Raw genomic sequence first — 12,537 nt, forward strand, 5'->3', positions numbered from 1 at the left:
TATTATGTGGATGAATTTCGGAATAAAAGACCTGATTGATGTCTTATTGGTGGCCTTCTTCTTGTACCAGACATATAAGCTGATGAAGAATTCCGGTACGCTGGCCATTTTTAGTGGAGTCGTTTCGTTTATAATTGTCTGGATCCTGGTCTCCCAAGTGTTGGAGATGCGCCTGATGGGAGCGATACTCGACAAGTTCATCAGTGTCGGCTTCCTTGTGTTGGTGATTTTGTTTCAGGATGAGATACGCCGTTTTTTAGTGGCGCTCGGTTCGCACAGAGGATGGAAGTTTCTGGGAAAGATATTTTCGAAAAAGAACCACGACAAGGAGAACGAGGGCAAGTTCATTGCCCCGGTTGTCCTGGCCTGCATGAATATGGCAAAGAAAAAGACAGGAGCGCTGATCTGTATCCAGCAAGATGTCGATTTGACCGTTTATGAGCATACCGGTGAGATGTTCAACGCCGATGTCAATGCCCGTCTGATCGAGAATATCTTTTTCAAAAACAGCCCTCTGCATGATGGAGCCATGATTATCGCGGACAATCGCATCAAGGCTGCCGGCTGCATTCTTCCGGTTGCCCAGAACGCCAATCTGCCGAAAGATATGGGATTGCGCCATCGTTCCGGCTTGGGGATGTCGCTCGAAACAGATGCGTTGGTAATCATTGTTTCGGAAGAACGCGGGAAAATATCGGTTGCCCATAATGGTAAAATAGAAGTGAACGTTACGGCAGAGGATTTGCAACAAATTCTGTCAGGAGAGAAAGAGGTAATAAATTATTGTTAAATGTTCTGAAACTGACAGGTCCGCATGTAAATCTTTCCTTGATTTTGCAAACTCTATATTGCATTTTGCCTACTTTTGTACCCGATAATCGTGATATCTAACTAACAATATAATAAAAAGATCTTCCGCTATGGACTTAATGCAAGAGATTATTGCACGCGCTAAAGCAAACAAACAGCGTATCGTTCTTCCTGAAGGAACAGAAGAAAGAACATTGAAAGCTGCCGACCGTTTAGTGGCCGACGAAGTTGCAGACATTATCCTGATTGGTAATCCTGCTGAAATCAACAGCCTGGCTGCCCAGTACGGGTTGAACCACATTGGACAAACTACTATTATCGATCCTAAGAATCACGAAAAGAAAGCCGCTTACGCAGACCTGCTTTTCCAGTTGCGCCAGAAAAAGGGTATGACACCCGAAAAGGCTGCTGTTTTAGTAGAAGATCCTTTGTTTCTTGCCTGCCTGATGATTAAATCCGGTGATGCCGACGGTGAAATCGCCGGTGCACAGAACACGACCGGTAACGTGTTGCGTCCCGCTTTGCAGATTATCAAGACTGCTCCGGGCATGAGCTGCGTCTCTGGTGCGTTCCTGATGTTCACAAAGACTCCCCAGTATGGTAAAGACGGAATTCTGGTATTTGCCGACTGTGCCGTAATGCCGAATCCGACTGCACCCGAACTGGCAAGCATCGCGATCGCTACGGCTGCAACGGCTCGTGATATCGTAGGCATGGAACCACGTGTCGGCATGTTGAGTTTCTCCACGAAAGGAAGTGCCTCTCACGAGATGGTCGACAAGGTTGTCGAAGCTACCCGTCTGGCAAAAGAAATGGCTCCCGATCTGAAGATTGACGGAGAATTGCAGGCTGACGCCGCTTTGGTTGAAAAAGTCGCTTCATTGAAAGCTCCGGGCAGCGATGTGGCCGGACAGGCAAATGTTTTGGTATTCCCGACTCTGGAAGTAGGAAATATCGCTTATAAGCTGGTTCAGCGTTTAGGAGGTGCAGAAGCTGTAGGTCCTATCCTGCAGGGTATGGCTGCTCCGGTTAACGACTTGTCTCGCGGTTGTTCCGTTGACGATGTCTACAAAATGGTTGCGATTGCATGTAACCAGTCGATCGGCTTAAAAGCAAATAAGTAATTCATAAATCATTAAATCATGAAAGTATTGGTATTAAACTGCGGTAGCAGTTCGATTAAATATAAATTGTTCGATATGACATCCGGCAAAGTGATGGCACAGGGTGGTATCGAAAAGATCAGTCTGCCGGGTGCATTCCTGAAGCTGACAGACAAGGACGGTAAGAAAGTTATCCTGGAAAAAGACATCCCCGGCCACAAAGAAGGTATCGAATTCATCCTGAGCATCCTGACCGACAAGACATACGGTTGCATCAAGGATTATAACGAAATCGACGCTGTCGGCCACCGCGTGGTACACGGAGGTGAAAAGTTTGCATCCAGCGTGAAGATCGACCGGGATGTGATCAACAAGGTGATCGAATGTTCTGATCTGGCTCCGCTGCATAACCCGGCTAACCTGAAGGGTATCGATGCGATGGAAGCGTTGATTCCGGGTATTCCCCAGGTGGCTGTGTTCGACACGGCTTTCCACCAGACAATGCCGGCTAAGGCTTATATGTACGGTTTGCCGTATGAGATGTATACGAAATACGGTGTGCGCCGCTACGGTTTCCACGGAACGAGCCACCGCTATGTTTCCCGTCGCGCTTGTGAAATCTTGGGTGTTCCTTACGAAGAACAGAAGATCATTACAGCCCACGTAGGTAACGGCGGTTCTATCGCTGCCGTAGATCATGGCAAATGTGTCGATACTTCTATGGGCCTGACTCCGGTCGAAGGCTTGCTGATGGGTACCCGTTGCGGTGACGTAGACGCCGGAGCTCTTTCCTTTATCATGGAGAAAGAAGGACTGGACGGCCACGGCTTGTCTGACTTGATCAACAAGAAGAGCGGGGTTGCCGGTTTGGTAGGCGGTTCGTCCGACATGCGTGATCTGGAAGTTGCCGTAGAGGCAGGCAATGAACGTGCGAAGATGGTTTTGGATGTTTATAACTACCGCATCAAGAAATATATCGGTGCTTACGCTGCTGCCATGGGCGGTTGCGATATTCTGGTATGGACCGGAGGTGTCGGTGAAAACCAGTGGACAACACGTCGTGTCGTTTGTGAAGACATGGAATACATGGGCATGAAGATCGACGTTAAGAAGAACGAAGGTATGCGTGGAGAAGAAATGGTCATCAGCACACCGGACAGCAAGGTAACGATCATCGTGGTTCCGACAGACGAAGAATATATGATCGCTTCCGATACGATGGATATATTAGGTAAATAATAGTAATAATTATTCTAATCCTCACAGCTTACAAAACATTAGGATTAGTGTTTAGACTGCCCCGACACCGGTTGGGGCGGTCTTTTTTTATTCTGTCTCGAACTGCTCCATATACAGTGTTTCCCCGTCCCAGACGATGTAGGAGAAATATTGCATCCAGTCGCCCGCGATCAGGAGCCGTGCGGTACGTGAAAGCATCAGGTCGAGCATGATATGGCGGTGCCCGAAGATAAAGAAGTTGATATCCGGGTGTGTCTTGAGGTAATCTTTTGCGAATTGGACCATATATTCATGGTCCTCTCCCTGGTATTCGGCTGCATCCCTTTTATGTTCTTTCAGCCCGCTTTTGCGGCTGCTGAGCGACCATCCGAGAGCGAATCCGAACGTCCACCGGGGATGGATGCCGGCATACAGCCATTGGCAGAATTTATTGCGGAAAAGGGCGCGGAGGAAACGGAACGCCTTGCTGCGATAGTCCACCTCGTCGCCGTGCCCGAGGAAAAACCGTTTGCCTAAAAGGTCTGTGGTGAGCACGTCCCGGTGTATGACCGCACCGATCTCCTGCGGCAGGTAGTCGAACATCCAGATGTCGTGGTTGCCGATAAAGATATGGATTTCCACCCTATTGTCGGATAGTTCCGCCAGTTTGCCGAGGAAGCGGACGAAACCTTTCGGCACGACATATTTATACTCATACCAATAGTCGAACATATCCCCCAGGAAATAAATCGCCATCGCTTCGTCCTTGATGCTGTCCAGCCAGCGTACCAGCCTCTTCTCGACGGCGAGCGGGTCTTTATGGAAACGGGCGCCCAGGTGGGCGTCCGACGCAAAATATATTTTCTTTCGAGGGGAATTCATGTTTCTATAAAAAACCTAATTCAAGTTTGGCTTCTTCGGACATCATCTCCTTGTCCCATTCCGGCTCGAACACGAGGTTTACTTCCACGTTGTTCACGCCTTCGATTGATTCCACTTTCATGCGGACGTCTTCCAGGATGAAATCTGCGGCGGGGCAATTGGGGGCGGTGAGGGTCATATCGATACGAACATTCTTCTCATCGTCCACCTCTATATTATAGATCAAACCCAGATCGTAGACGTTGACCGGGATTTCCGGGTCGTATACGGTTTTAAGCATGGCGACAATCGCTTCTTCTGTTTGGAGGAATTCGTTGTTCATCTTTCTTTAATTTGAATGCAAACGTACAAATTAATTGACAATTGACAATTGATAATTGACAATTAATAACAGAACAACCGACAGGTTACTCTTGTTCAGAGCTTCCCTTCGTCCGAATAGCTGTAATAGTTGCCGTCGGACAGGACAATGTGGTCTAACAGCTGTACTTCGATCAGGCGGGCGGCGTCTCGGAGGCGTTGTGTCAGTAGGTCGTCCTGCCGGCTGGGATGAGAACAGCCCGAAGGATGGTTGTGGCAGACGATGATGCCTGCCGCAAGAGCATTGATCGCCGCTTTCAGGATGATGCGGAGGTCGGCGGATGTTTCGTTTGTCCCGCCTTGGCTTATCTTGAGCTTTTCGATTACCAAGGACGAACGGTTCGTAAGGGCGATCCATAATTCTTCGTGAGGAAGATCGCAGAGCAGGGGATGGAAGAGCTGGTAAGCGTCTTTGCTGGCCCGGATTGCCGGCCGTTGAATCGGATCGCTGCCAGCGCGCCGTTTTCCCAGTTCGAGGGCTGCATTGATTATGGTCGCTTTGACTTGACCGATACCTTTGAACTTCGACTTCAGCTCTTTGACGGATAATTTGCCTAAGGCATTCAGGTTGTTGTCGACCGAACCTAAAATACGTTGTGATAATTGGACTGCGGTTTCCTGGCTGTTGCCGGAACCGATCAGGATGGCAAGCAGTTCGGCATCGCTAAGGGAAGCAATACCTTTTAATAGCATTTTTTCGCGCGGGCGGTCTTCTTCTGCCCATTCTTTTATTTTCATAGCAAGAAAGGTTTGGATGATTTTAGATTTATGATTTATGATTTATCTTGTCTACGCGTATAAATCATAAATCATAAATCATAAATTTTACCGGATACGTCCTACATAAGAACCGTCCTGTGTATTGATTTCGATAACTTCACCTTCTTCAATGAACAACGGGACGCGTACTTCGGCTCCTGATTCCACTGTTGCAGGTTTCAGCGTGTTGGTTGCTGTATCACCTTTGATACCCGGTTCCGTATAAGTTACTTTCAACTGTACTTTTACAGGCATATCTGCAAACAGGACTGTTTCGGTTGATGCGTCTGAAACAACGTCTACTATCTGGCCTTCGATCATGAAGTCTACACCGTTGATCAGGTCTTTGTCGATGATGACATCGTCGAAAGTTTCCTGGTTCATGAAGTGATAGTGTTCGCCTTCCTGATAAGTATATTGATACGGGCGACGTTCTACGCGTACGTCTTCCAACTTTTCACCGATATTGAAACGACGTTCGATCAGACCGCCTTTTACAACGTCTTTCAAAGTTGTACGCATAATCGTGTTACCTTTTCCCGGTTTTACGTGAAGAAAATCGACGCAGAAATAGAGTTTACCGTCCAGACGGATACATGTTCCTTTCTTGATGTCCTGTGAATTAATCATACTAATGTGCTTTATATTATATTGTTAATTTATCTCGCGATGGATTTTGGGTGCAAAAGTAGTGTTTTCCTCTTAAAGTAGCAATAAACTTTTGCATTTTTTATTTGGAAATAGGTTGCAAATCAGTTTGATATCCCGGCTCATGTCCGGGATGGGAGGGAAGTTAGAAAAGTGAAATAATAAAGCTGATAACCGGAACGAGGATTGCCGTCATGATTCCCATCAAGCCGATGGCCAGTCCACTCAAAGCTCCTTCCACCGCACCGATCTGGATCGCGACGGAAGTGCCTACCCCATGCGAAGAAGCACCCAACGCCAATCCTTTGGCTATACGGCTTTCGATGCCTAACACTTTCATTACGAACGGCCCGACGATACTGCCGAATATTCCGACCGCAACTACTATGACGGCCGTCAGGGAAGGAATGCCGCCGGACTTCTCGGCAATGCCCATCGCAATCGGCGTCGTGACCGACTTCGGTTCGAGCGTGGCGACCAACGCAGCGTCTGCCCCCATCAACTCGCCGATTGCTATGACGCTGATGATCCCGACAATCGCCCCGACAAAGACAGATGTCAGGATAGAAACCACATTTCCCTTCAGGTATTGGATCTGTTCATACAGCACATACCCCAGCGCCACGACCGACGGCCCCAGAAGGAAATGAATCAGGTGGCTGCCTTTCTGGAACGATTCGTATTCGATATCCATCGCTTTCAAAACAAGGATAATGACGAAGATGGAGGTGATAAGCGGGTGCAGCAGGCAGATACGTGTCTTTTTGTACAGAGCCAAAGACGCCAGATAAGTACCGACCACCAAAGTCAGCGAGAATACTTCCGATTGTGCCAGGTTATTCATTTCTGTCCGTCTCCTTTCCTAATTTTTGCTGGACGAGTGCCACGCTGGCAATTACGAGTATGGTACTGACCACGGAGGCTGTTACGATCACAACCCAATACTGTGAGATGATGCCGAGCGAATTCATCAACCCCACACCTGCCGGCAAGAAAAAAAGCCCCATGTTTTCGGTCAGAAGCGTGGAGAGCTTCTTCACTTTGTTCGGCTTGACGACCTTGAATGCCAGTGCCAGAAATAACAACACCATTCCGATTACGCTACCCGGGATGAACCCGTCGATAAAGTAGCTGATAAACTCCCCTGTAAAGTAGAAGAAGAGAATGTAAAATGCTTCTATTAGCATATTCTTGCTGTTTTTTAGATAACCGCTGCAAAGATAATACCTTTGTTGAAATTATGTTCTACAACATATATTTTTAAATTCGATTTTAACAAATTCTGAGTAATTCTCGGTTGTGCATGGAACAGGACGGAGGGGCGTGTCCAGACCGGATTGGCCGGCTGTCCAACGGTTCGGTGCTTTCGCATTGCCCGCGTAACGGCTTGCCTGAGAACAGTGGGCATATTTGACCGATACATGAAAATTATTCCTATATTTGTTGCCATAAGTTATCTTGTAGATTGAAAAACTGAATGGGAAAATGGTCGATGAACTGCTTTTTGAGCAATTATTTCGGATGTATTATGCGGACCTGTGTCGCTATGCATCCCGTTATTTGCCGGATAAACAATTAGTAGAAGACATTGTCCAAAACTTTTTTATTGCCGTTTGGGAAAAAGAAAACCTGACAGTCAACAAGGAGAACTTTCTACCCTATGCTTATCGTTCCGTTTATAACCGTTGCTTGAACTATTATAAAGCCGAATTATCGAAAGAGAGTTTTTTAGCCTCGCTCCTGGAAGAGTGGGACGGACAAATAGAGGAAGATGATGATTTCCCCTATAAACAAGAAGTGCGTGAAGCTCTTCGGAAGTTGCCGCCTAAATGCAGGCAGATATTCCTTCTTAAATGCATAAAGGGTTTGAAATATAAGGAAATTGCCGATATATGCGGAATATCGGTCAATACAGTCAAATATCATTTGGGAGAGGCTTTCCGGATCATGCGGGAAGAACTGAATGGCCTATCGGGATGTATTCTGCTTTTTATGATGACGAAGGCTCTTGACATTGTCGTGTGAATATTCGACGTTGCCGGGAATATGTCCGACATTGCCGAAAACAGATTACATGCAGGCAAAATTTTGAATACCCCCGCAAAAAAAGTTTATTTTTTCCTACCCATTTCCCAATCCTCTGTTGTCATATAATAAAAAGCACTGCAAATGAAGTCAGAAACGATATATGAGATCATGCTGTCTGTCTTGGCGGGAGAAGCGACCGGAGACGAGCATCGCCTGTTGAATGAATGGCTTGCTCGTTCGGAGGCCAACAAGCGGGAGTTTGAGCAAATGAGTAAATTATATCGTAGCTTCGAGGTTGTCGGAAAACAAGATGATTCGGAGTTTGACGTCGGATTGGCTTGGATGAAGGTTCGCAGCCAGACGGTGGACAAGAAGAGGAAGAAGAAACAGTTCGACTTGAAGCGTTGGTTGTCTTACGCGGCTTTGGTCGCTGTCCTGTTTACGGTCGGGTTTTATTTTATGGACAGGCCGGCTGAGCGGGAGTGGATTGCCGGGTCGGATGTATTGGAAAACATAAATCAACCGACTTTATTGTTGGATAACGGAGAACAGATTCCGTTGAAGCAAGATAGTTTCTCGATTCAGCAGGGGAATACGAAGATTCGGAATAATCTGGTCGGCCAGCTTTCGTATGAGTCGGACAAGAAGCCGTCTTCGGGTGAAGAAAAGCAGTCTTGGAACCATTTGATGATACCGAAAGGCAATGCTTACGAGCTGGAATTGGCGGATGGAACGCACGTCTGGTTGAATGCGGAATCGGAATTATCTTATCCGACCCGCTTTACAGGAGAAACGCGTGAGGTCCGGTTGAGAGGTGAGGCGTTTTTTGATGTGGCTAAAAATCCGGACTGTCCGTTTGTGGTCAGGACGGACGATGTCGCTGTCCGGGTTTTGGGAACCTCTTTCAATGTCTCGGCCTATCGGTCCGAACAAACGGCCAGTGTCACCTTGGTGGGCGGTTCTGTGGCTGTAAAAGCGAATAAAGGCGAAGAATTCCGGATAGTTCCTTCCGAACAGTTTTGTTATGACAAGAACAGCCGCAAATCCGGAATACAGGTCGTAGATACCGAACTGTATACTTCTTGGACAAAAGGAGAGTATGTTTTCAAGAATGCTACATTAGATGAAATATTTAATAAATTATTGCATTGGTATGATTTTTCCGTCCGGTATCAAAACGAACAGTTGAAGAATAAGCATTTTTCTTTGGTCGTAGATCGGAGAATCAGCCTGGAGCAATTGCTGGAGTTGATCAGTTTTACTTCAGACGTGCAATTGGAACAAAATCAAGGGAATATTATTATTGTTAAACAAAAAGGAGGGGAGGTGCGATGATCCGAATATCATGAAAAAACACGTAAGGAGGCAGTATGTACCAGATACTGCCTCCCGTAACAGATTTGCTAAAAAAATTTTATAACTCAGTTTAAACCTGTAATGTACAAATTTATGGAAAAAAGCAGACATGGGGCTTTAGTGTATGCACAAAAAGTCTTAAAGCGCTCATTATTTTTATTTTTACTCATCAATTTATTAAGTGTCTCGCCGGCAGTTTCAGCTTCAACAAGCCTTTTAGAGCAAGAGTACACATTGAATTTATCTTTTAAGAACGCTCGTTTAGAGCAAGTTCTGGATGCTATTATGAAACAGTCGGGCGTGAAAATAGCCTACAGCAGTGATGAACTTCAGAAGGACCGGGTGGTTTCAGTGGATATCCGGACAACGGATATATTGACAGCACTGCGCACTGTGTTGGGAGACGGTTATTCTTTTAAACAAATCGAAGACTATATTGCGATAGGAAAGAAAACAGTTTCCGATTCATCGGAAACCGTCAGCAATGTTGCTGACGATCGGAATTGGATTATCCAAGGACAGGTTTTGGAAAACTCCGAACCGCCTTTTCCACTCCCCGGAGTGAATATTTTGGTCAAAGGTACTTCTTTGGGAACGGTCAGTGATGGCAATGGATATTTTAACATAAAGGCAAAAAGAGGGGATGTGCTGGTTTTCCGATATGTCGGATTTAAGGATTATGAATATGTCGTGTCACGTGCGATCAGCAACTTGACGGTTTCTTTGAGTTCAGACGCAGAACTGTTGGATGAAATCGTGGTGACCGGTATTTCGGAGGAAAAGAAGTTGAACTCGATTTCTTCAATTTCCTCTTTGGATGTTTCTAAAAACATGTCTTCGAAGCCGATTACTTCTCTTTCCCAGTCTTTGCAAGGCGGCATCACAGGTTTGAATGTAACGCAAGGATCCGGTTTGCCGGGTGCCGATGCTGCCACGATTAAGATCCGTGGTATTTCTTCGTTGGAAACCAATAACGACCCGTTGGTGTTGGTCGATGGCATTCCGATGGACATGAATCAATTGGATCCGAATACGATTGAGAGTGTCACGGTTTTGAAAGATGCTGCCGCAGCTGCCATCTATGGTGCTCGTGCTGCTAACGGCGTTATCGTAGTAAAGACGAAACGAGGTATGCCGGGCAAGGTAAACGTTTCTTATAATGGTTATGTGGGTTTGCAGCAGGCCACTTATTTGCCTAAATTTATCGATGGCGCCGGTTATATGGAGATGGTGAATGCAGCCAATTTGAATATCGGTGGAAATGCGGTTTATTCCCAGGAAGCGATTGACGCAACCCGCAATCATACGGATCCGATCAACTATCCGGATACGGATTGGGCGGATTGGTTGTTTAAGAACGGTTCTGTGCAGAGCCATTCCGTAGCCGTTTCCGGCGGTAGCAACTTGGCACGTTTTGCTTTGACGGTTAATTATCTGAAAAACAATGGTCTGGTAGAGAACACAAACTCCGATCGGTTGAATATCCGGGCTAATACGTCTGTCAACTTGTTGGACAACCTGTCGGTCAACATGGACTTCAATTCCTATCGTACTAATCGGGAAAAACCGTTGTTCGACAGCGGGGGCGATATTTTTACCTATATCTATCGTACACCGCCGACGACAGTGATCCACTATCCGAAGAAAGAGGGGAGCGATATTGTGTATTATGGAAATAGGCCGGAACAACGAAATCCGGCAGCTATTATCGAACGCGGCGGTATCCGTACGAACTTGGAAGATAATATCAGCATTAACATTGCACCGCGTTGGGAGATTATTCCGAAATTGATTGTCCGCGGACAATATTCGTATCGTATCAGCAGCAGTGCACAGCGTGACGAACGTGAAGCCTATAACTTCTTCGATTATAACTCCGGCGCTTTTCTGCAAACCTGGGGCGCATCCTACAGTGCTTCGAAAGACCGTTCCAGCTATTACTATTTGGGAGGGACGGCCGAATATACTTTTGAACGGCAGAAGCATCGCCTGTTTGCCATCGCCGGCTACAACCAGGAGTTGACCAATACCGGAGATTGGGATCGCTATTCAATGGTTTCTGTCTTTGCAAAAGCAAACTATACGTTCAATTCCCGTTATTTGCTGGAAGCGACCGTACGTCGTGACGGTTCTTCCCGTTTTGGAAAAGGAAATAAATTCGGTGTGTTTCCGTCGGTCGGTGGCGGTTGGAACCTACATGAAGAGTCGTTTATGAAGTCGTTGAAAAGCAAAGTGAACGAATTTAAGGTGAGAGCATCTTACGGTTTGCTGGGAAATGAAAACATCGGACTGTACAAATATCAATCGTTGATTAATGCCAGTAACGGAAATGAAACGGTTTTCGGAAATCCGGATATTACGTGGGAAACAGTCCACATGCTGAACATTGGTGCCGATATCCGTTTGTTTAAAGATTTGGCGATTACGTTCGATTATTATAACAAGTTGACTACGGATATGATCATCACGCCGCCGACTTCCTATATCGGAGGTATGTCTTCAGCCCCGTTGAACTCCGGTAAAGTTCGCAACAGAGGTTGGGAATTGGATATGGTCTATGGAAAAAGTCTGACAAAAGATTTCGGATTCGATGTACATCTCGGTTTGTCTCAAAACAAAAATAAAATTGAAGATCTTTTTGGTGCGCCTTATGATAACGGAGACCGCATTCACCAAGTGGGATATGCTTTAAATAGCTATTATGTGTATCCGACAGCCGGTTTGCTGCAAGAGAGCGATTTCACGACAGACGAATCGGGAAATATGGTTCCTAAAGAGGGCGTGGTTATTTTTGACGGTCAGAAACCGGGTGATATTCATTATGTCGATCAGAATGGTGACGGACGTATCACGACTGACGACCGGGTGATTCGAGGAGATGCACAGCCGAAACTGAACTATTTTGCCAATGTTACGTTGGATTATAAGAAGTGGACGTTGGAAGTTCTGTTCCAAGGCGTGCAAGGCGTTGACGCTTATTATTCGGAACCCTATTCTTTCGGCTTGAACGTGGGAGGAGACGGTCAGACACCATTGGCTGTTCAGCGTGATTATTGGACACCGGCCAACACGACGGCCCGCTATCCGCGCATGGCTCCTAATTCTTCGTATGGCAGCAACCATCATACGTCTGATTTCTGGCATTTTGATGCAAGTTATTGTCGTGTGAAATATATACAGTTAGGCTATATGTTTGATCAGATGGGATTGAAAAAGATCGGTATCGGCAATATCTGTGTGTATGCGAACTTGCAGAATCCGTTTACATTCAGCAAAGAAAAACTGGTGGATCCGGAGAGCCGTGGACAGCGTGGCTCTTATCCGTTGGTAAAAACCTATTCTTTGGGACTTAGCTTGAATTTCTAATGATAAA

12 protein-coding genes are annotated in these 12,537 nt (G+C 46.2%); 6 read left to right on the forward strand and 6 right to left on the reverse strand.

What is annotated here, in order from left to right:
• The first annotated feature begins 4 nt into the window (after positions 1-4).
• The 3 genes from cdaA (at position 5) to BQ9893_RS17025 (ending at position 3,152) form a co-directional block, all read left to right on the forward strand.
• Positions 5-790 carry a diadenylate cyclase CdaA gene (cdaA, locus tag BQ9893_RS17015; RefSeq protein ID WP_075967031.1) on the forward strand — a complete coding sequence of 262 codons (786 nt, stop codon included), beginning with the start codon at positions 5-7 and terminating at the stop codon, positions 788-790.
• 130 nt (positions 791-920) lie between these two features.
• Positions 921-1,934: a phosphate acetyltransferase gene (gene pta, locus BQ9893_RS17020; RefSeq protein ID WP_075967032.1), complete on the forward strand. Its 1,014-nt coding sequence runs from the start codon at positions 921-923 to the stop codon at positions 1,932-1,934.
• 18 nt (positions 1,935-1,952) lie between these two features.
• Entirely contained in the window at positions 1,953-3,152 is a 1,200-nt protein-coding gene (locus BQ9893_RS17025; protein WP_075967033.1) for an acetate/propionate family kinase, read from the forward strand.
• A gap of 87 nt (positions 3,153-3,239) precedes the next feature.
• Here BQ9893_RS17025 and BQ9893_RS17030 read toward each other — a convergent pair whose 3' ends face one another.
• The 6 genes from BQ9893_RS17030 to BQ9893_RS17055 all read right to left on the reverse strand — a co-directional run bounded on the left by BQ9893_RS17030 (position 3,240) and on the right by BQ9893_RS17055 (position 6,967).
• Positions 3,240-4,013 (reverse strand): UDP-2,3-diacylglucosamine diphosphatase, encoded by a 774-nt coding sequence (locus BQ9893_RS17030; protein WP_075967034.1) that lies wholly within the window; start codon positions 4,011-4,013, stop codon positions 3,240-3,242.
• A 4-nt stretch (positions 4,014-4,017) separates the two neighbouring features.
• A complete protein-coding gene (locus tag BQ9893_RS17035) occupies positions 4,018-4,335 on the reverse strand; it encodes an SUF system Fe-S cluster assembly protein (protein WP_075967035.1) in 318 nt (105 codons plus the stop codon).
• A gap of 95 nt (positions 4,336-4,430) precedes the next feature.
• Positions 4,431-5,111, reverse strand: coding sequence for a RadC family protein (gene radC, locus BQ9893_RS17040; RefSeq protein ID WP_075967036.1), 681 nt, complete (start codon positions 5,109-5,111; stop codon positions 4,431-4,433).
• Positions 5,112-5,198: 87 nt separating this feature from the next.
• A complete protein-coding gene (efp, locus tag BQ9893_RS17045) occupies positions 5,199-5,762 on the reverse strand; it encodes an elongation factor P (RefSeq protein ID WP_075967037.1) in 564 nt (187 codons plus the stop codon).
• A 163-nt stretch (positions 5,763-5,925) separates the two neighbouring features.
• Positions 5,926-6,624 (reverse strand): LrgB family protein, encoded by a 699-nt coding sequence (locus tag BQ9893_RS17050; RefSeq protein WP_075967038.1) that lies wholly within the window; start codon positions 6,622-6,624, stop codon positions 5,926-5,928.
• The gene (locus BQ9893_RS17055; protein WP_075967039.1) at positions 6,617-6,967 is read right to left on the reverse strand and encodes a CidA/LrgA family protein; all 351 of its coding nucleotides are present in this window, start codon (positions 6,965-6,967) and stop codon (positions 6,617-6,619) included. Before BQ9893_RS17055 ends, BQ9893_RS17050 begins: the two co-directional genes overlap by 8 nt.
• A 298-nt stretch (positions 6,968-7,265) precedes the next feature.
• Here BQ9893_RS17055 and BQ9893_RS17060 point away from each other — a divergent pair, with 298 nt between their 5' ends.
• From BQ9893_RS17060 to BQ9893_RS17070, 3 genes are all read left to right on the forward strand, one after another.
• Positions 7,266-7,805, forward strand: coding sequence for an RNA polymerase sigma-70 factor (locus tag BQ9893_RS17060; RefSeq protein ID WP_075967040.1), 540 nt, complete (start codon positions 7,266-7,268; stop codon positions 7,803-7,805).
• Positions 7,806-7,949: 144 nt separating this feature from the next.
• Entirely contained in the window at positions 7,950-9,143 is a 1,194-nt protein-coding gene (locus BQ9893_RS17065) for a FecR family protein (protein WP_075967041.1), read from the forward strand.
• 306 nt (positions 9,144-9,449) lie between these two features.
• Positions 9,450-12,530, forward strand: a complete 3,081-nt coding sequence (locus tag BQ9893_RS17070) for a TonB-dependent receptor (RefSeq protein ID WP_244155170.1) — start codon at positions 9,450-9,452, stop codon at positions 12,528-12,530.
• Positions 12,531-12,537: the final 7 nt, after the last annotated feature.

The sequence above is a fragment of the Parabacteroides massiliensis genome, from assembly GCF_900155425.1.
Classification (GTDB): domain Bacteria; phylum Bacteroidota; class Bacteroidia; order Bacteroidales; family Tannerellaceae; genus Parabacteroides; species Parabacteroides massiliensis.